The organism is Ekhidna sp. (assembly GCF_039960695.1).
GTDB lineage: Bacteria > Bacteroidota > Bacteroidia > Cytophagales > Cyclobacteriaceae > Ekhidna.
In genome coordinates, this window is the sequence record NZ_JBDVKP010000020.1 from 95662 (window position 1) to 114296 (window position 18635).

Genomic DNA, 18635 nt, shown 5'->3' on the forward strand with positions numbered 1-18635 from the left:
ACTTGGCATGCTTCTACCAGATTTATCCTAGTTGTTAATCTTTTAATATCTTCTCCTCTTTGCTTCAAAAGCCAATCAGTGACTATGAGACAAACAAAAACCCTGATCTATCCAGATCAGGGTTAGAAAATTGTTTCTATTTATAAGAGCTTATTCCGTCTCTTCGTAGACTTTAATTCCGTTTCTTTCGATGATGTCCTTTTTCAAGATTTTGAAATCTTCCACATCTGGATTCATCTGAATTGCTTCTTCAATAGCAGTAAGTGCATCGACAATCAGACCGTTTTCTTCGTAGAATGAAGCATAGATCACTTTGTTAAGTGGGCTATCCTCATCTACTTCTGCTTTCAGGCTACTCAGGCCTTCAGCGTACTGTGAAGGATTTTCAGGTCGCTTGATTGCTATATCTCCTGAAGATACATCTTGGTTTTCTTTAGCTCTAACGTTAATGATCCACAGACCCTCTTCGTTTTGCATTTGCTCAGAAGTAAAATCAAGCACTACAGAGTTACCAGTTACTTCTTCTTTCATGATCTCCTCATCGAAGATATTTTTCACTGTAACAATGAACACGTTTTCTTCCATATCATCAAGGACATCCCATGTTACAATGGCTTTGTCTCCCAATACACTTGCATCCTCAGCAGGAATCAACGCTTTAATTTGCTCGTCTCCAGCAAGTGCTCTTTTAGCTGCTCCAGTAGCATTCAATCTTTGTCTGTAGTTCGGCTGCTCTTTTTCATTCATTTTGCTAGCTAAGAACTTAGCATACCTACTAGATACACTTGCAGACTTAGTATTGACCATTTTGGCTAAATCAGATACTTTCTTAGTTCCTGGCGTACGTACTTCCAAGGTTTTCCCTGACTTGTGCATCAGACCAATGTATGCACCTTGCGATGCGATCAGTTGATCACCGTCGCTCAGTGTGGCTCCGGTTTTTAGTGCAACTGGTGTTGCTGCACCCTCTTTTTTTACTTTATTTTGACCTTTATTGGCCAATACTCTAAACGTATATCCTTGTCCGTTGGCAACTCCAACTGCGAAAACAAGCATTGTCGTGATGGCAATAGAAACAAACTTTCTCATAATAGTTCCAGTAATATTTGGCGTTTTCAAATAATTTATAATCGTGATACTTTAAATAATTCCTTTCTTCCTTCTTTGGATAGTGAGTTTTTCACTACTCCATAGAATACCTCCAGACCATCGCCTGAAAGTGCTATTGCAATAAGCAGAATATTCAATTCTAACTTAATACTATAGAGATCCATTGCATAAATCATTATGTAAGGAATCCCAACTAACAAAATAACCTGAATCACCTTTGTGATTCCGTCATACCATTTTGGTAATTTTTTGTAGATCCAAGAGAAGACCATAATGGTGAAGAATAACATGACTACAGTCAGTGTCCAGCTTTGGAAATCTGATAAGTAATAAATGTAATCCTCATTTAAAACCATCGAAACAATGTTTGCATGAATAACTCCTCCATACATATCAGGAAATGCTCTTCCTACATATATTTCATTCAAAGGAGTGAAGAATTTATCTTCAAAATTTTCCCGATCTCCCAACTCTTCACCTAAAAAACAAAATATAACAACCTTATCTTTTATGATTTCTGATACAAAATTTCCAGAGTAAACGTCCCAAACATCTAGGGCAAAATACTTATTTCCAAACTTGGTAGCCCCGTAATCCAGCACATTGCCTCTATAATTAATTACCTCAACCTCATTTCCTCTTGCTAGGAACTTTTCTGCTTTTTCTGAGTCAAAGAAACTAGCCATTTTCACAGAAAAAGCTACTTGGTTTTCACCATTATCAAGCTCTAATTGTGGCACAAACCTGCGACACATTTTTAAGTCTTCTTGAACGTTTGCGCCTGTAAGTAGGTTGGCAAAGGCAGGTGTAGCATTCCAGGTAAACATGGGATCAGACCATTCCAACGAATCGTATGAATCAGGATCTAAATTTCCCATTGTCTGAGAAAGCTTGTTTACAAGCACCAAATTCTCAACACGACCAAGTGCCTCCATTAGCATCAAATCTCCCAGTGTATCTTCTTTTGGATAATCAAAAAATAAATCCACTCCGATCACAGCAGGATCATACTTACTAATAGAGTCTAATAAAACGGCTATCCCAGCACGAGGCTCAAGACCAACGTTCACTAGCACCACATTCTGATCAGCTACAGGGTCGTCCAGTAATTGAGAGAAATAAACATCCGTAAACTCCATGTCAGCGAATGCTTCTCCTATTGGATCCATTATGTCAAAGACCTTAAACGCGGTTAGACTTCCGAAAAGTCCCATCAGCGCGAAAATAAAAATTGTTCCCAGGATTACATCCCGCCAGAATCTTCTAAACATTATCTAATTGTGTTGGTAGGTTAGTTAGTTAAGATTATATATGCAATTAAAACATTTATCACTAACGATCACAATTAGTGTATTAGAAGAGTTCAATTTTTTCTTCAAATTACGCAATAAAAACTTTAATACTCGTCTTATGGATTCAACTTTTCGGCGAACACCTGATATTCATCTACAAGACTTAATAAACGGCCTATTGCAAGGAAACAGGGTTTTTCTAAGTAGGGCAATCACATTGATAGAAAGTAAAAGAGTCGAAGACCGGAAGATGAGCGCCGAATTGATTGAGCGGATCGTTCAGCCTGGCCGTAAATCTCTCAGAATCGGGATTACTGGGGTTCCAGGTGTTGGTAAAAGTACCTTTATAGAAGCATTTGGAAAGATGCTAACAGATATAGATAAGAAGGTAGCTGTTCTATCAATAGACCCTAGCAGCAACCGTACCAAAGGCAGCATTCTAGGGGATAAAACACGGATGGATGAATTGTCTAGAGATCCCAATGCATTTATACGACCATCGGCTTCTGGTTCCAATCTTGGAGGAGTAGCTTCAAGCACAAGGGAGGCGATTCTTTTATGTGAAGCTGCGGGCTTTGACATCATTATTATTGAAACAGTTGGTGTTGGGCAAAGTGAAACTGTCGTGAAAGACATGGTAGATTATTTTCTACTATTGATGCTTGCTGGTGGAGGAGATGAGCTTCAGGGTATCAAACGAGGAATCATGGAGATGGCAGATCACATCCTAATAAACAAGGCAGACAGACAGAATCTTAAGGCCGCAAAAAAAGCGAAAGAAGATTATAAAAATGCTGTACACCTTTTCCCACCTAATGAGGCTGAATGGGTTGTGCCTGTGGGATTATGCTCAGCTTTAGAAAAATTGGGCATTGAAGCTACCTGGAAAGAAATTGAGAAGTATGAAAAGCAGGTTATAACTTCAGGCTGGTTTACAGAGAATAGAAAAAGGCAGGCCATTAAGTGGTTCCACGAGCGTATTCATGACCGCCTTGAGGAAAGTTTCTTTTCGAAACCTGCTGTAAAGAACGAAATTAAAAAAAAGGAGGAGCTTATCTCCTCCCAGAAAATTTCAGTACGTAAGGCAGTAGAAGAATTATTTAGTTAAAAACAAAACCGTTCGGTCCTCTTCCAACTGCAAAGGACGAAACTAAGGCTCCACTTGTGTTATATTTATAGACAATACCGTCTTCGATAAAGTTTTTAGAATCTGCCAGATAGATCTCCCCTGTTACAGGATCGACTCCAATTCCGTAGAGTGAGGTGAATTCTTCTCCGTCAATAAATGGCTCAATTGAAACTGAAGAACTATTTACATTTCTTGTAAAAACGGTATTGTCCACATAGAAATAAATTTCATCCTTAGTGGCATTAAAAGCTAGTTTACCAGGAATATTTACCTCAAAAGCAATAATTCCTTCAAGCGTATTAGCTGAAAGATCATAGGTGAAAATGGCGCCATCATTCGTTGGGTTGAAATTTGCATCAAAACCACCTTTACATGCTACCCAAAGATCTCCGTTAGCATCAACCTCCATTTGAGTTGGACCTGGCGATCCCAACCCAATAGTTTCTGTCACTTCATTACGTGTCAAATCTATCACTGAAATAGTGCTTTCAAAACTATTCGAAACGTATGCTTTGTTGCCAACAACCTCAACATCTTCTGCACCAAAACCAACGGAAACAGAACCATCCAGATCCCCGGTAGCTAAATCTACTATCGAAAGTCTTCCGGCATCAGAAAAACTGACCCACTCTGTCAGATATCCTTTCCCGTTGGCAACTGTTATATGCCGCGGTAAAGCAGCTTCGATTGTGTAGAGGCTTTCCATGGAATATCTGTGCAATACCTCTACCCTATTGCTGTTGTTTACAACAACAAAAAGTAGTGTATCATACACATATCCAGATTGTGCTACATCACCAAGTGAAATTCCATTTATTCCTTCAAAAACATTAAGTTCTGCATCAGTTGCAGAACGTCCATAAAAGGAAATAGAAGCATCTCCCTCCAAAAAATTACCCTCATTGATAATGACAACTCCATTGTCATATTCACCTAATGGGAGTGGAGCGTCATCGTCGCTACAAGCGCATAATATTCCAATTATAAGAGCTAATACTACCGTTTTAAGTAAAAATCTATTCATTGTTTAAAATTTAATTGTTAATTCCATTGAGAATGCCCGCCCGGGCATTGCTGTATTTTTTAAGTTTTCGTAATTAGTATCTGCTATATTTTGGATATTGAATGTGGTTTGAATCGATGTAGATCCAAAAAGAAATCTGTGCTTTAATTGTACGTCTATGAGGGAGAAAGCATCAATCCGGTTGGCTCTGGAATTAGAAAGTGTAGTGAATCTTCTTCCAGTATAATTTCCAATTAGCTGAATGCTTGAATGATTAGAAATAAGGCCCGCTGAGGCCATAGCTGAATGTTTAGGAACGTACGGAAGCTGATTTTCCTCAACTAAACCCTTATCAGTAGAGAGTGTATAGCTGTATTCTGCTTCAAGAAAAATTTTTGTTTGACCAATGCTGAAATTGGCGTTGGAATAGGTTTCAATTCCTTTTGTTTTTACCTCCCTAATGTTTTGTGGAGACCAAATTCCATCAGTTGGTGTCCACTGAATCCAATTAGAAATATGAGAGGCAAATCCTGTAAGACCAACATTTAAGTTTGAAAACTTGAGGTCTGCTCCTAATTCATAATTCAGGCTTTTTTCTGATTTTAGATTTGCATTCCCACCAGGTCGCCAGTACAAATCATTGAATGTCGGAGCTCTGTAATCTCTGCTGAGCTGTGATCTAAATCTGATTTGGATCTTATCATCACCGATAATTGATGATTCTATTCCAATGGATGGAATAAATTCTTCTGCATTTCTGTAAAAGGCCTGACGCAGATTTATGGTAACGTTTCCCAGCTTATTTAGAAATGTGCCTGACACGAAAAGGTGCCCTTGCGTTTGCTTTTCTACCTCATTAAAATTTCCAGACTCAGCCCACTCATGTATTCCAGTTCCTCCAAACCGGAGAAAGATTAAAGCTTTGATCGACCTTTCAATCGCATGAGTTGCAGCTACGCGATAAGAAGTAGTGATGGAGGTATCATTGAATATAGTTTGATCCGAAATGAATCCAATTGTTGAATGATGAGTAGCTATGCCCACCGACTCATTATTGAGAACTACACGAATATTCTCGCTCTCCAAAGTGTTTTGTGACGAGCTTGTTTTTGTTGGCTGAATTTCTCTTTCATTTTTAGCGTATGCTACTTCAGAAAACAAAGTCCCTCTTTTATGCCTATAACTCAGCTTATTTGAAACACCCAGGCGATTGACGGAAGCATGCTTCTGTCTATCGCCACTCACAAGTTTGAAGTCATTGTCCAATAAGCTTCCAAAAATTGTAGTTTCGTTAATAATCTGTTTTTGATGAAACTGCAATCGCAAACCAACGTCGCGCTGCCCAAAAGAACCATATCCCAGATAAATGCTCATCAATGAGTCTTTTTGAAAATTTGAGTTGTCTAGTATCACAGCGCCACCTATAGCTCCGCTTCCAAATAAAGAGCTCGCTCCTCCTTTTTGAACAAATACTTGATCTGAAAGGAACATGGGCCATACAGAAAAATCTGTTTGACCCAGTGTTGGTGAATTGACTGGAATACCGTTCCAAATCACACTGGTATGAGAAGAGGATGTGCCTCTTAAGCTGATGGTTGAGAGCTGCTGAGATCCATAATTCTTAAAATATATAGTGGATTGATCTCCTATTGCTGCGAGTGATACACTGCTGTTCTTTTTAACTGCTCTTATGCTTGTGCCCGAAGAAAATAGGGACAAGTCTATACCTACAATCTCTACTTCGTCTAACACACGAGTTGAGTCTTGAGCAAAGCAGATGAAAGATACGCAGCAAGCAATCGCCTGAAGGCACATCCAAATAAACCGATACATCTTAGTATTCCTAAGTGTTTAACATCTCGACATTCTCCTCCGGAATGCAGAATAAAATGACTGGGCAGGTCTCCTGGCTTGTCTGGTTTTAGCTTCCTTCCCGTCCTATTCGGATAGTGGATTATGATGTGGCCAAAACATTCTTCAGACTTACAGTTGCGGGGACAGCTCTCGAATTCCAACCAAGGCTAGTTACGAGATTCCCGTTTTAATTCTCTTCCACTGAAGTGAAATCGAAACCAAGTCGAGGACAAAACTAAACAACTTACCATGTTGATACGCTACTTTTGAACTATGAATAGACTTATTTTCGGAATAATCATTCTAATCGGTGCCTGTTCGGGCCCTCAGAGAGAAAAATCTACTGTTTCTACTATTGAGGAGGTACAGTATGCTAAGGGCTTCCATTTTGAATCAGAAGGAGATCAAAGATATCTAGTTGTTGACGAACCTTGGCCAAAAGCAACAAAATCAAAAAAATATCTTTTGAACGGAGTCCCTAAGAGGATAGTATGTACCTCTACTTCTCACCTTCCCTTTTTTGAAATGCTTGATGCTGAAGAATCTGTCATTGGATTTCCAAACCTTAATTACATCAGTTCGGCAGTTTTTATTGAAAGAGCAAATGCTGGATTACTTACCGACCTTGGGCCCGACGGAAGTATGAATATGGAGCTATTACTGGGGATTAACCCAGATGCTGTCGTCGCATTTGACATGGGAGGAGAATCTAAAACATTGGCTAAAATCGAAGAAGCAGGGATTCCTGTATATTATAATTCTGACTTTCTGGAACAATCACCACTCGGTAGAGCAGAATGGATCAAGTTTTTTGGAGCGCTATTAAACAAAGAAAAAAAAGCAGATTCCATCTTTAGCGAAATCGCAAAAGAATACAATCGCCTAAAAGAATTGGCTGGTGCTGTCAAAAACAAGCCCACCATATTAAGCGGTGTTGTTTATGGTGACACTTGGTTTTTACCAGGAGGTAACAACTGGGCAGCTACATTCTTTAAAAACGCTGGAGGAGCGTACCTATGGGATGCTGATACTACCTCTGGCTGGCTGGAACTTAGCTTTGAAGCTGTGTACGAAAAAGGAAATGATGCGGAATTCTGGATTGGGACATCTACTTTAAATACGATGGTTGAGATGGAAGGGCAAGATGAGCGCTACGCAACCTTTCGAGCATTCAAAAATGGAGAGGTTTATAATTACAACAAAAAAATTGGACCTAATGGTGGCTATGACTTCTTTGAATCTGGCTATTCGCGACCTGATTTGGTACTTTCAGATTTGATTAAAACCTTGCACCCTGAACTTTTGCCGGAATATGAAACGGTCTATTTTCAAAACATAAAATGATAGAATCTCAACTAGACGAGTCTAAAAAGAAGTGGAAAAAGGTGTTTCTTCTTCTTATTCTTGTATTGCTGACGAGCTTTATTCTAAGTATCTCTTTAGGTTCCGTTCAGATTCCATTCAGTTTTATCGTAAATCACTTCATAGGCTCATCCGATAATGAAGTTTGGTCGAACATTATCCAAAATTTTCGTATTCCTAAAACTTTGACTTCAATACTAGCGGGCAGTGCTCTGGCAATAAGTGGGCTCCAAATGCAGACACTATTCCGTAATCCGCTCGCCGGACCTTTCATTTTAGGTATCAGCTCCGGTGCTGGACTAGGAGTTGCTCTTGTGATTTTTTTAGGGTTCTGGCTAGGTGGATTCATCGAAATGACTGGAATAGGAAGAAACTGGCTTCTGGTTGGTGCGGCTGGACTTGGTTCATTTATTGTTTTGTCAGTCGTGTTGATTGCTTCATTCCGAATCAGGTCTGGAGTATCACTACTAATTATAGGTCTGATGTTTGGATCTGCAGTAAGCGCTTTAGTAAGCATTCTTCAATATTTCAGTCAGGCAGAAAACATTCAGGCGTATGTTATTTGGACTTTCGGAAGCCTGGGTAGTCTTTCATGGGGAGAACTCAATGTAATGATGCCCGTCATTATGGTTTCACTGATATTTTCGTTTCTCTTATCCAAATCATTAAACGCTTTGCTGTTAGGTGAAAATTATGCAGAATCTCTTGGTCTCAACTTGAAGAGGGCTCGGATGCTTATCATCATTAATACAAGTTTGCTTGCTGGCACAGTTACAGCCTTTTGTGGTCCAATTGCATTTATAGGGCTTGCTGTCCCACATATTGCACGGATGCTTTTCAATACTGGAAATCATCTTCTACTCACTCCACTAGTGATTTTGCTTGGAAGTATCCTCCTCATAGTCTTTGACATTTTTGCCCAACTACCGGGCATGCAAGAAACGCTTCCAATTAATGCTGTTACTTCACTTTTTGGAGCTCCATTTGTGATCTGGTTGATTTTAAGAAAGTCTAATCTTAATTATTCATTCTGATGATGCTGTTGGAAATAGATGATCTTGCTATAGGGTATGGAGGCGACAAGATTCTCTCTAAAAATATCAATCTTTCCATCGAGTCAGGTCAATTGGTAGGTTTAGTCGGCCAGAATGGTGTTGGTAAATCCACATTTATCCGTACAATTTGTGGTCTTCAGGCTAGGATAAGCGGTGAAATTTTGCTCTTAGGAAAAGAAATAGACTCACAAAATCCTAAGTCAATTGCGACTCAAATAAGCGTGGTTCTAACGGGGCGGCCAGATTCATTAAATCTTTCAGTTATTGAACTTATTGCACTTGGTCGGCATCCGTATTCGGGTTGGTTTGGCAAATTAAAAAAAGAGGATAAAGAGAAAATTGACCAGGCTATCACCCAAATGGAGATTAATTACCTGGCTAAAAAAAGGCTTTTTGAGCTTAGCGATGGTCAACTGCAAAAGGTTATGATCGCCCGTGCACTGGCGCAAGATACAGACCTCATCATTCTGGATGAGCCCACTTCTCACCTGGACTTAAAAAACAAAATTGAAGTATTGGACCTTCTGAGGAAGATTGCCACCAGGGGCAAGGGAGTCTTAATTTCCACACATGAAATCCAGCTGTCCTCCAAAGCCTGTGATTTATTTTGGTGCATGGACTTTGGAAAAGAAATGCTTATTGGACATCCTAAGACTCTGATTGATGAAGGAGCTCTACAGCACTACCTTCATATCCCAAAAGGGATTCTTAAGTAAAAAAAGAAGGGACCCGTGGAGGGTCCCTCTAGTATGAGTGGGATAATCGTAACCTAACCTAACCGAATAGAAACGTGCCTTTGCACGCTAACCCACCCATTTCACCTAATCACCAATATGTGGTACGTAAATAACCGAAATAAGATCAGGAAGGTTTAAAGATTTTTTTGTCAACTAAATGACAAACATCATTTAATCTAAAAAAGCCCTGCTGTATCCGGCAGGGCCATTAATAGAGGATGTGTCAACTATCGCTCTATAGCTATTCTCGTAAAGAGTTGTGTTCTTAGATGCTGCGAAAGAGCTATTACTTGTGGTTGAAAAAGTATAAATACTATTTCTTCAAAGTATGTCAATGACTTGACAATCGAGGTTGGTTCTTAGTAACTTCAAAGCTACCATTCGTACATCAACGTATTATTGACTTTCAATCTATCAAATGCAAAAAATTGTCATAATAGGAAATGGCGTTGCGGGTATTACGGCAGCACGTCATATTCGAAAGCTTTCTGATGATGAGATCACAGTCATCTCAGCTGAAACGGATCATTTCTTCTCGCGAACCGCGCTCATGTATATCTACATGGGTCATATGAAGTACGAAAACACAAAGCCTTATGAAGATTGGTTTTGGGATAAAAACAGAATAGATCTTAAGAGGGCATGGGTTAAGTCGATTGATTTTGATAAAAAAGAAATTCAGTTTGAAGAATCCGAATCTATGGCCTATGACAAGCTTATTCTGGCTACTGGAAGCCAATCTAATTTTTTTGGATGGCCTGGTCAGGATTTGAAAGGAGTACAAGGGCTTTACTCTTACCAAGACCTGGAACTCATGGAGCAGAATACAAAAGATGTGAAACATGCATTAATTCTAGGAGGAGGTCTCATTGGTGTGGAAATGGCTGAAATGCTTCATTCACGACATATCCCGGTTACCTATCTCATCAGAGAAGAACACTTCTGGGGAAACATGCTCCCAGAGGAAGAATCCACTCTCATAGATAATCATCTGACCAAACAAGGAATTGACTTGAGGCAGGAAACTGAACTTGACGAAATTCTTGATGATGGAAATGGACGAGTGAGCGGCGTGAAAACTAAATCTGGAGAGATAATAGACTGTCAATTTGTTGGACTTACTGTCGGTGTGCATCCCAATATTGACTTAGTAAAAGATTCAAAAGTGGCTACTGACAGAGGAATATTGGTTGATGAAAATCTTCAAACTAACATAACTAACGTGTATGCTATTGGCGATTGTGCTCAGCTCAAAAATCCACCATCCCATAGAAGACCCATAGAAGCAGTATGGTATGTAGGCAGAATGATGGGCGAAACAGTGGCTAGGACCATTACTGGAAAAGAAACCCAGTATCGACCTGGCGTTTGGTTCAACTCAGCTAAATTCTTTGATATCGAATATCAAAATTATGGCATTGTTCTGCCTGAATGTCCAAAAGACTCAGGCTCATTTTATTGGGAATGTGATGATAAGGAAAAATGCATCAAAATTATTTATAAGAAAGATACGCTAGAAGTTCAGGGTGTCAATCTTTTTGGTATTCGTAACAGACATGAAGTTTGGAATAAGTGGCTTTCAGAAAAAAGAACATTGGATTTTATCATTTCTAACCTACCTGAAGCCAATTTCGATCCAGAGTTTTACACCCATTGGGAAGGAGAAATTCAGAAAAAATTCAATGGTGAATTTCCAGAGCTGCAAGTCCATGTTAGAAAAAAAGGATTCATAGAAAAACTATTCGCATAAAATGAAAGCAATTAGATATACGGGGCTTATACTGTTCTTATTCTCTCTTGGACTTTTCCTGGGTAGTTTTTTTATGTCCAGTTTCACTCTCAAAGAAGACACATTTAGTTCGATTGTGAAAACAGAACATCAGGAAAGTTTAAAACCAGCATTTCAAGAAGTTTTTGGCATAGAATACGCATCAAGCGTTCCCTTTGTAAATACAATAAACGGCATTGTAGAAGATGCTAACGTGCGGGCACGGATCGAGCAAAAGTGGGATCAGGTGATTTATGACGATTATGCTGGATCGTTGGCTCGTGCATCAGCCACCGGATTTGTTCCAGATAATAAACTTTTAGTATTCATATTAATCTATGTGGTTGGAGCGATTGGTGCTTTAATGTTCCTGCTACCGCAAATAAAACTACATGGTCCTCCTGGCATAAAAAACAATCACATATTCCATAATGCTCTCAATAATCGTGGGTGGATGGGTATACTCACTGGTGTGCTGCTCATCGGGTTTTATATATTGCTCTATTTCTATCCTGCCTATATCACGAACTGGATCATTATTGTAGATCCTCTTCAAAAACTCATCAATCCATCAGCTTCTTCCAGCCAGTGGTTTTTATATGGATTCCTTTACACATTCGCTGTTTTGGTAATGGGTGTGCGCATGATTTTAAAATACCGTCACAGCAGATACCAGATCTTTAGAACCTGTTCAGTTATGTTCTTTCAGTTGGCATTCGCCTTCCTTATCCCGGAAATCCTGGTGCGATTGAATCAACCCTATTTTGATTTCAAAAACATGTGGCCGTTGGATTACGACTTCTTTGATGCCTGGCATATAAATACATTGACCCAGTCGGGCGGTTTAGGCATATTTATGTTTGTTTGGGGGGTCACACTTTTTGCAATAGGTGTGCCTTTATTCGTTTACATCTTTGGAAAACGCTGGTATTGCTCTTGGGTTTGTGGATGCGGTGGCTTAGCTGAAACTGCTGGAGATCCATTCAGACAATTATCTGATAAATCAACTGAGGCATGGCAAATCGAACGCCTGATTATTCATGGCGTTTTAATCTTTGCGCTCATCATGACAGGGCTGGTTCTCTACAATTTCTTTGGCGGAGACTTTTACATCTCATTTAGCAAATGGATTGTAATGAGTGTAGTTGCTCTATTAGGTGCAGGTCTCTATTTTTATCATAGAAAAAAATATCCTTCCATGTCTGGAAAGAAGGTACGAAACACAGTTATCGCCATTTCTGGATTCTTTGCATTGGGCATTATATTCAGTGAGATTTCAGTTTTTGCAAAGTATATGCCAGTGGATGGAAATAATTTCAGCTTTTCCAGCGTAAACATCCGAACAGTATATGGTTTTATGATTGGCTCCATCTTCTCAGGTGTTGTGGGTACAGGATTTTATCCGCTCATGGGCAATAGAGTATGGTGCCGATTTGGTTGTCCGCTTGCTGCCTATCTTGGCTTAGTACAGCGATTCAAATCCAGGTTTAGAATTACAACAAATGGCGGTCAATGCATTTCATGCGGAAACTGTTCTACCTATTGTGAAATGGGCATTGATGTAAGAGCCTATGCACAAAAAGGTCAAAATATTGTCCGATCTTCGTGTGTGGGTTGTGGAGTTTGCTCCGCAGTTTGCCCAAGAGGCGTTCTAAATCTGGAAAACCGAGATGAAGACGGCCGATTCAACCAGCCGATATTAATTGGAAACGATAGCATCTAAATATAAACTATGAAACGATTTTATCTATTACTTGCAATCTTTGCTTTTGCTTCGACATATGCCCTAGCCGGTGGTGGCTGGACAAAACAGAAAGGAACTGGCTACTATAAAGTTTCTCACTGGTGGGTAAGTGCTGCCAAGTATTACACCTTCGATGGCAATACAGCAGCATCAGTAAAAGAAGGAATTTTTAATACGTCAATTTTTGCAGAATATGGTGTCACAGATCGCTTCACTGCTATCGTAAATCTTCCATATAGTAAGTCTGCCAATGCGAATGAATCAGTTACAGGAATTGGTGATACTGATGTTGCTTTTAAATATCGCCTCACCAAGCCAAGTAGCAAATTCGTTCTTGCAGGAACACTACTATTGGGACTCCCTCTAGGTGAAGAAGCTGGCGGAAGTGATGGAAGTCTTCAAACAGGAGATGGTGAGTTTAACCAAATGATGCGGTTGGACTTGAGTAGATCTTTCCAAATAGGATCGGTCAACGCATATGCTAATGTTTATACAGCATACAATAACAGAACTGAAAACTTCTCCGATGAAATGAGAATTGGGGCTGAAGTGGGAGGTGGATTCCTGAATAACAAAATATGGGCAATACTGCGGCTTGACGTGGTGGAATCATTTGGAAATGGAACAGAATCAACTGCACTTAGTGATGGTGCTACCATTTTCGCAAACAACACCGAATACGCTGCATACACGACTGAAATCGCCGGTTACATCACCGAAAAGATAGGTGTATCTGCATCTACAGCAAGTGTATTTAGTGCTTCAAATATTTTTGCGGCTCCATCCTATTCACTGGGAGTTTTTGTTGACTTGAAGTAGTCCATTTCTATTTACCTTGATCGTCAAATTGAAAACACTATGGGACAGAAAGGTGATAAACATTCCAATGAAGCTCAACTTACCGCTGAGCTATTTCTTGAAAAACTAAGTTTAATTCAGGGCGTTACTTCCAAAAAGATGTTTGGAGGTCATGGTTTTTTCCATGAAGGTCAAATGTTTGGCATGGTCGATTCAAAGGGAAAAATTGCGCTTAAGGCAACTGGCGATCTTGAACAGGAGTATTTGAAAATAGGTAGCTCCAAACATGGTAAAATGCCCTATTATTCTGTACCAGAAAACATTTTTCAATCTGACGAATTGATAGACTGGGTGAAAAAATCGATTGCTCTAAATAGCTAAAGTATAATCCGTCGAAGTATTCTCTTTCTCGAATGATGGTCAAAATCGTCTGATAGACTATAGGCAAGCCAAACATTGATGGTGTTCCCCTCGGCAAGGTCGCAATGGAGGTTGTCCACTTTGGTTTTGTAGATGCTGAATTTCAAAGTGGTTGTTCCATTTCTCTCCTCCCCACACAAGTCAAAAATGCGAGCTGCTACTGCCAACGCTTCTACTGGTGGATGCTCTCCCAAGTCGGTAACAAATTGATCTTGAATGAAAACTTCTCCATCTGAAACATGCCCCTGAATGAGGTTCGTATTAACAATGCTCGACCCAGTGGTAAAGCCCACGGCAACCCATCCAGTAGATGGGGCCGAGATACTTATTTGAATATGCTCAGTAGCGTGAGTCCATTCCAACACAAAACCTTCAGTCTCCAATTTTTTTGTTGAAGGAACCATAAACATTAATGAAAATAGAATTAAATATTTCATATCAATTATTGATATATCATTTACTGGGTAAAAAATTATGAACTGAAATTGTCCCTTATTTTATCCAATACGTTGCGAAAAATTTTCAACTCATCCGCTGATACTCCTTCAGTTCCTTTTTCACGGTATTTAACTGCTTCTGGCAGTACCTTTTTCACCAGGTCTTCTCCAGCTGTGGTTAAATTGATTGTGAATGATCGTCTATCGGCTTTTACTCGCTCTATAAGCTTTTCTTTCTCCAGAAGATCAAGAATTCTTGTAACTGATGCCGGATCTTTGGATATAGATTTTGCAAGTTCGCGCTGAGTCAATCCTGAGTCTTCGCTGAGTCTTTTCAATATGATCCATTGATCGGATGTGATATTGATACCAAGATCTCTGAACAACTTATTGGAGGCTTTTTTCCATGCTTTCATGGTTCGATCCATCCAAAAGAAATAGACTTCATTTATCGGCTTATCAATTTCACTCATTGCCATTAATTTTTTACAAGTTAGGCATCAACCTTTAAACGTTGCATTCACAAGTTCTTCTATTATTTTCCATTCTCCTTCTACTTTGATTAATGAAAAAATGGATCTCATCTGAGATTTCTTGCCATCAAACACCACCTTTACTGTCGCGTTGACACCATCAAAATTTTCGACTGCTTCAATCGTAATTTTCCGTTCATCCCCACCCCACTCTTTCGTTTCTATTTTTGAGATATAGGCTGTTTTATCCAAAATAAATGGTGCTTTTGTCCCATCATGCCACACCAATCTATGCTGATCATGAAGCAAAGATTTCAAAACAGCCACATCTTGCTTATCTCCGGCTCTTGCATAGCTAGATACGACTTTCTTAAGTTCATTTTCTGTCTGTGCTGCAGCTACTGCAAACAGACTCATTCCTAAAAAGAAAAAGATAGATTTAATCATTTGAATTGATTTATTAATTATTGATATATCAACATTACGTATAAACACAATGAAATGTTTACTTCTGTCAAGGATTTTTAATTGATCTATCACCTACACACCACAAAAATTCCTAGTTTACAGCATGCATTATGAAAGTTTTGCGCCAACTGATTCGCTCAAAAAACTGGTAAAAGAGTATTGGATATTCGAAAATGAAGATCCTACTATTCAGGCTCAGAAAATCATTCCTGATGGTTTCAGCGAGATCATAATACACTACGGTGAATCTTACCGCATTAACCTTTCAGGCCGGTGGGAGCCACAAGCTTCTATGCTCTTTTCAAGTCAGATCAGCAAGTTCTTCTTTTTGGAGAATACCGGACGGTCTGGAATAATTGGCATTAAACTCCATCCAACCGCATTTTATGAATTATTTCAAAAGGATGTAGCGGATTATACAGATCGGGTAGTAGCGCTGGATGAAACCCTGCATGGTAAGGTTTATGATCTTCGTACACTTAAACAGCATGATATTTCAATCAATCAGCGAGTTCAACTAGCGGAAAATTGGCTTGAGGGTCAATTGCAAAACTTACAACCACAATCAAAAGTTAAACATTGCGTAGAAAGCATTTTTGCATCGCATGGCATGATTGATATCGATCAAATGGCAGAAGACGTGCAATTAAGCACACGTCAACTGGAGCGCCTCTTCAAAAAAGTGATTGGACTCTCACCTAAGTTTTACTGCCGCATCATCAGATTCAATTACATCTTCGAGGTAATGAAAGAGCAAAAGGATTCATGGATTAGAACAGCTTTGCAATCTGGCTTCTTTGACCAATCGCATTTCATCAAAAATTTTAAAGAATTTACCGGAGAAGAGCCATCCAATTACGGTTTTGACGATGTGAACCTGGCCAATTTTTTCTTAAAAAAGTAGGTGTCGGATTTTTACAATACCGACAGGATTCTGCTTCCTATCATTGTCATTAAAAACATGAAAAAGCCAATACTTATATTCGTTAGTCTGTTTGCATTTCAGTTGGCTATTGGCCAATCTATGAAAGATTTTAAGTGGTTAGAAGTTACTTGGGAGCGACAGAATGTAAATCCAGGCACTACTGCTTATGAAGTTTGGAAAAAGATAGATCAAGGGTTTGAAGGCTTGGGAGTATCGCTGAAAGGGAATGATACCACCTTTGTAGAGAAGCTTTGGATAGTTGAGAAAGATTCTGATTTTTACTATGTGGCTGATGTAAAAAGTAATCCTGAGCCCACTTATTTTAAAATCACTTCAATTTCTAAAAATGGCTTTGTCAGTGAAAATCCTCAGCATGATTTTCCGAAGAAAATTGAATATTCACTTGAAGGAAATAAGATGACTGTTGTGATCTCAGCAGGTGAGAAAGCCATGGGTTTTGTTTTTGTGAGAATGGAATAGCAGTATTTAGATTGAAGCCAGCATGAGAACAATGTAGAGGAAACACATTGAAGATAGTAGCCCACAACTCAGACGAAAGTCCGTGTATCGCTTATTTCCAATCACCACCAATGAAAAAATAAAAATGATGATAGAAAATGCATTTCTGAATGAATAGATGGTGCCATGAATAAAATATTCTGTTTCATCATTAATCGCTCTAACTTTTTGGGGAAGTTCTAAAATCGAGGTATACCTGATAACTACATTCGGAGCAGAGCTAGACATATAGTCTCTATAAAAAGATCGGTCGGTCGAAATTTTTGTTCCATTCTTGCCAAGAATATATGTCTCATACCTTCCGAGTATCACCTGATCTGTTGAGTATGTGTGCTCATTAAATGAATAATAGTAGTCAAATGTGAGCACCAGTGCCAAGCCAAAGAAAAACATGTTTGCAAACCTTAAATAGCGGTAAAATCGCTGCTTATAACGAAACTGCTGTTCCATTTTGGTCCGCTGCTTTCGTATCCTGTTCCTGATGTACTCGGCACGATATCTTTGCTCAGGTGTCGTTTCCTTTAGTACGGTCTTTACCGGAACTCCAGAAAGGAATAGATTATAAAGATTTCTTGTTGTAGAATCCGACAATACTTCATAAGCCTCATTAATTAATATCATCCTGGATGCAGCAGCGGGATCAGGATTGATATCTGGATGAAATCGCTTGACCTGCTTGCGATAGGCTGCTTTTATTTGACCCTGCGGAGCAGATGATTGAATTTCAAGAGCTACATAGTGATTCATTGCCCTAAAACTATACACAGAAGCAGTGGCTTGTGTCACAGCAAAGTCATTTTTAATGGCTGGATAAACCTACCTTTGCGCCTCATTAAAGAAGCGCCCTTTGAGCAAGCCCGATATTCGTGTCATTATTCCTGCGTTCAATGAGCAAAACGCAGTTGGTCTTGTCATCGATGAAATTCCCAAAGAGTGGGTATCTGAAGTCATTGTAGTAGATAATGGCTCAACAGATGACACATTTGCTCAAGCACAATCAAGAGGAGCCACCACTCTCAAAGAACCTACACGTGGCTATGGAAATGCTTGCCTCAAAGGCATGGAGCACATCGCTCAATCTAACTCTCTCCCAGATATCGTTGTTTTTCTAGATGGAGATCACTCTGATTATCCGGAACAATTAATTGATCTGGTAAAACCAATTATCGATAATGAAGTTGATTTAGTTATAGGCTCCCGGTCGCTGGGAAAGACTGAAAAAGGAAGTATGACACCCCAACAGATCTTTGGTAACTGGCTGGCGACAACCCTTATTAGGTTGTTTTATAGGAAGAAATACACCGACTTGGGTCCATTTAGAGCTGTCCGGTATGGAAGCCTCATGACAATTGGCATGAAAGATCGCACGTATGGATGGACTGTAGAGATGCAATTAAAGGCAGCTAAGCTAAATTTGCGTACAAGAGATATTCCGGTGAATTACAGACAAAGAATTGGTGTTTCAAAAGTGAGTGGCACAATTAAAGGAACACTGGGAGCGGGTTATAAAATCTTATACACAATCTTTAAATATCTATAAA

19 protein-coding genes and 1 riboswitch are annotated in these 18635 nt (G+C 39.3%); of the genes, 11 read left to right on the top strand and 8 right to left on the bottom strand.

Features of this window, described 5'->3' with window-relative positions:
- Window positions 1-150: 150 nt before the first annotated feature.
- Window positions 151-1089 carry a hypothetical protein gene (locus ABJG98_RS16610; RefSeq protein ID WP_348280668.1) on the bottom strand — a complete coding sequence of 313 codons (939 nt, stop codon included), beginning with the start codon at window positions 1087-1089 and terminating at the stop codon, window positions 151-153.
- A gap of 35 nt (window positions 1090-1124) precedes the next feature.
- Window positions 1125-2381 (bottom strand): CHASE2 domain-containing protein, encoded by a 1257-nt coding sequence (locus ABJG98_RS16615; RefSeq protein WP_348280669.1) that lies wholly within the window; start codon window positions 2379-2381, stop codon window positions 1125-1127.
- A gap of 139 nt (window positions 2382-2520) precedes the next feature.
- Between ABJG98_RS16615 and meaB the strand changes: the two genes are divergently transcribed.
- The gene (gene meaB / locus ABJG98_RS16620) at window positions 2521-3510 is read left to right on the top strand and encodes a methylmalonyl Co-A mutase-associated GTPase MeaB (protein ID WP_348280670.1); all 990 of its coding nucleotides are present in this window, start codon (window positions 2521-2523) and stop codon (window positions 3508-3510) included.
- Here the strand turns inward: meaB and ABJG98_RS16625 are convergent.
- Both ABJG98_RS16625 and ABJG98_RS16630 read right to left on the bottom strand, forming a co-directional pair.
- On the bottom strand, window positions 3503-4555 hold the full coding sequence (locus ABJG98_RS16625; protein ID WP_348280671.1) for a DUF5074 domain-containing protein: 1053 nt from the start codon (window positions 4553-4555) through the stop codon (window positions 3503-3505). The genes meaB and ABJG98_RS16625 overlap by 8 nt on opposite strands.
- A gap of 3 nt (window positions 4556-4558) precedes the next feature.
- Window positions 4559-6367 carry a TonB-dependent receptor gene (locus ABJG98_RS16630; RefSeq protein ID WP_348280672.1) on the bottom strand — a complete coding sequence of 603 codons (1809 nt, stop codon included), beginning with the start codon at window positions 6365-6367 and terminating at the stop codon, window positions 4559-4561.
- 45 nt (window positions 6368-6412) lie between these two features.
- Window positions 6413-6626: riboswitch (cobalamin riboswitch) on the bottom strand.
- Between the two features lie 35 nt (window positions 6627-6661).
- Here ABJG98_RS16630 and ABJG98_RS16635 point away from each other — a divergent pair.
- From ABJG98_RS16635 to ABJG98_RS16665, 7 genes are all read left to right on the top strand, one after another.
- Window positions 6662-7732: an ABC transporter substrate-binding protein gene (locus ABJG98_RS16635; RefSeq protein WP_348280673.1), complete on the top strand. Its 1071-nt coding sequence runs from the start codon at window positions 6662-6664 to the stop codon at window positions 7730-7732.
- On the top strand, window positions 7729-8784 hold the full coding sequence (locus ABJG98_RS16640; protein WP_348280674.1) for an iron ABC transporter permease: 1056 nt from the start codon (window positions 7729-7731) through the stop codon (window positions 8782-8784). Before ABJG98_RS16635 ends, ABJG98_RS16640 begins: the two co-directional genes overlap by 4 nt.
- The gene (locus ABJG98_RS16645) at window positions 8784-9521 is read left to right on the top strand and encodes an ABC transporter ATP-binding protein (RefSeq protein WP_348280675.1); all 738 of its coding nucleotides are present in this window, start codon (window positions 8784-8786) and stop codon (window positions 9519-9521) included. Before ABJG98_RS16640 ends, ABJG98_RS16645 begins: the two co-directional genes overlap by 1 nt.
- 439 nt (window positions 9522-9960) lie before the next feature.
- On the top strand, window positions 9961-11292 hold the full coding sequence (locus ABJG98_RS16650) for an NAD(P)/FAD-dependent oxidoreductase (protein ID WP_348280676.1): 1332 nt from the start codon (window positions 9961-9963) through the stop codon (window positions 11290-11292).
- A gap of 1 nt (window position 11293) precedes the next feature.
- Window positions 11294-13033, top strand: coding sequence for a 4Fe-4S dicluster domain-containing protein (locus ABJG98_RS16655; protein ID WP_348280677.1), 1740 nt, complete (start codon window positions 11294-11296; stop codon window positions 13031-13033).
- 9 nt (window positions 13034-13042) lie between these two features.
- Window positions 13043-13873, top strand: coding sequence for a hypothetical protein (locus ABJG98_RS16660; protein WP_348280678.1), 831 nt, complete (start codon window positions 13043-13045; stop codon window positions 13871-13873).
- A 39-nt stretch (window positions 13874-13912) separates the two neighbouring features.
- The gene (locus ABJG98_RS16665; protein ID WP_348280679.1) at window positions 13913-14233 is read left to right on the top strand and encodes a TfoX/Sxy family protein; all 321 of its coding nucleotides are present in this window, start codon (window positions 13913-13915) and stop codon (window positions 14231-14233) included.
- Here the strand turns inward: ABJG98_RS16665 and ABJG98_RS16670 are convergent.
- The 3 genes from ABJG98_RS16670 to ABJG98_RS16680 are packed head-to-tail and all read right to left on the bottom strand — an operon-like array spanning window position 14230 to window position 15629.
- The gene (locus tag ABJG98_RS16670; protein ID WP_348280680.1) at window positions 14230-14709 is read right to left on the bottom strand and encodes a DOMON domain-containing protein; all 480 of its coding nucleotides are present in this window, start codon (window positions 14707-14709) and stop codon (window positions 14230-14232) included. The two genes, ABJG98_RS16665 and ABJG98_RS16670, sit on opposite strands and share 4 nt — an antisense overlap.
- Before the next feature lie 35 nt (window positions 14710-14744).
- Window positions 14745-15182, bottom strand: a complete 438-nt coding sequence (locus ABJG98_RS16675; protein WP_348280681.1) for a MarR family transcriptional regulator — start codon at window positions 15180-15182, stop codon at window positions 14745-14747.
- A 27-nt stretch (window positions 15183-15209) separates the two neighbouring features.
- Window positions 15210-15629, bottom strand: a complete 420-nt coding sequence (locus ABJG98_RS16680) for a nuclear transport factor 2 family protein (protein ID WP_348280682.1) — start codon at window positions 15627-15629, stop codon at window positions 15210-15212.
- A 124-nt stretch (window positions 15630-15753) separates the two neighbouring features.
- Between ABJG98_RS16680 and ABJG98_RS16685 the strand changes: the two genes are divergently transcribed.
- Together ABJG98_RS16685 and ABJG98_RS16690 are read left to right on the top strand one after the other, a co-directional pair.
- Window positions 15754-16554 (top strand): helix-turn-helix transcriptional regulator, encoded by an 801-nt coding sequence (locus tag ABJG98_RS16685; RefSeq protein ID WP_348280683.1) that lies wholly within the window; start codon window positions 15754-15756, stop codon window positions 16552-16554.
- Between the two features lie 57 nt (window positions 16555-16611).
- Window positions 16612-17055, top strand: coding sequence for a hypothetical protein (locus tag ABJG98_RS16690; protein ID WP_348280684.1), 444 nt, complete (start codon window positions 16612-16614; stop codon window positions 17053-17055).
- A gap of 6 nt (window positions 17056-17061) precedes the next feature.
- Here ABJG98_RS16690 and ABJG98_RS16695 read toward each other — a convergent pair whose 3' ends face one another.
- Window positions 17062-17841, bottom strand: coding sequence for a DnaJ domain-containing protein (locus ABJG98_RS16695; protein WP_348280685.1), 780 nt, complete (start codon window positions 17839-17841; stop codon window positions 17062-17064).
- Window positions 17842-17941: 100 nt separating this feature from the next.
- On the opposite strand from ABJG98_RS16695, the gene ABJG98_RS16700 reads away from it, so the two are divergent.
- Window positions 17942-18634 (top strand): glycosyltransferase family 2 protein, encoded by a 693-nt coding sequence (locus ABJG98_RS16700; RefSeq protein ID WP_348280686.1) that lies wholly within the window; start codon window positions 17942-17944, stop codon window positions 18632-18634.
- Window position 18635: the final 1 nt, after the last annotated feature.

What these genes read in the sequence shown, in the direction of transcription:
- ABJG98_RS16610 (WP_348280668.1), bottom strand. Translation starts at nt 1,089, where the DNA reads ATGAGAAAGTTTGTTTCTATTGCCATCACGACAATGCTTGTTTTCGCA.
- ABJG98_RS16615 (WP_348280669.1), bottom strand. Translation starts at nt 2,381, where the DNA reads ATGTTTAGAAGATTCTGGCGGGATGTAATCCTGGGAACAATTTTTATT.
- meaB (WP_348280670.1), top strand. Translation starts at nt 2,521, where the DNA reads ATGGATTCAACTTTTCGGCGAACACCTGATATTCATCTACAAGACTTA.
- ABJG98_RS16625 (WP_348280671.1), bottom strand. Translation starts at nt 4,555, where the DNA reads ATGAATAGATTTTTACTTAAAACGGTAGTATTAGCTCTTATAATTGGA.
- ABJG98_RS16630 (WP_348280672.1), bottom strand. Translation starts at nt 6,367, where the DNA reads ATGTATCGGTTTATTTGGATGTGCCTTCAGGCGATTGCTTGCTGCGTA.
- ABJG98_RS16635 (WP_348280673.1), top strand. Translation starts at nt 6,662, where the DNA reads ATGAATAGACTTATTTTCGGAATAATCATTCTAATCGGTGCCTGTTCG.
- ABJG98_RS16640 (WP_348280674.1), top strand. Translation starts at nt 7,729, where the DNA reads ATGATAGAATCTCAACTAGACGAGTCTAAAAAGAAGTGGAAAAAGGTG.
- ABJG98_RS16645 (WP_348280675.1), top strand. Translation starts at nt 8,784, where the DNA reads ATGATGCTGTTGGAAATAGATGATCTTGCTATAGGGTATGGAGGCGAC.
- ABJG98_RS16650 (WP_348280676.1), top strand. Translation starts at nt 9,961, where the DNA reads ATGCAAAAAATTGTCATAATAGGAAATGGCGTTGCGGGTATTACGGCA.
- ABJG98_RS16655 (WP_348280677.1), top strand. Translation starts at nt 11,294, where the DNA reads ATGAAAGCAATTAGATATACGGGGCTTATACTGTTCTTATTCTCTCTT.
- ABJG98_RS16660 (WP_348280678.1), top strand. Translation starts at nt 13,043, where the DNA reads ATGAAACGATTTTATCTATTACTTGCAATCTTTGCTTTTGCTTCGACA.
- ABJG98_RS16665 (WP_348280679.1), top strand. Translation starts at nt 13,913, where the DNA reads ATGGGACAGAAAGGTGATAAACATTCCAATGAAGCTCAACTTACCGCT.
- ABJG98_RS16670 (WP_348280680.1), bottom strand. Translation starts at nt 14,709, where the DNA reads ATGAAATATTTAATTCTATTTTCATTAATGTTTATGGTTCCTTCAACA.
- ABJG98_RS16675 (WP_348280681.1), bottom strand. Translation starts at nt 15,182, where the DNA reads ATGAGTGAAATTGATAAGCCGATAAATGAAGTCTATTTCTTTTGGATG.
- ABJG98_RS16680 (WP_348280682.1), bottom strand. Translation starts at nt 15,629, where the DNA reads ATGATTAAATCTATCTTTTTCTTTTTAGGAATGAGTCTGTTTGCAGTA.
- ABJG98_RS16685 (WP_348280683.1), top strand. Translation starts at nt 15,754, where the DNA reads ATGCATTATGAAAGTTTTGCGCCAACTGATTCGCTCAAAAAACTGGTA.
- ABJG98_RS16690 (WP_348280684.1), top strand. Translation starts at nt 16,612, where the DNA reads ATGAAAAAGCCAATACTTATATTCGTTAGTCTGTTTGCATTTCAGTTG.
- ABJG98_RS16695 (WP_348280685.1), bottom strand. Translation starts at nt 17,841, where the DNA reads ATGAATCACTATGTAGCTCTTGAAATTCAATCATCTGCTCCGCAGGGT.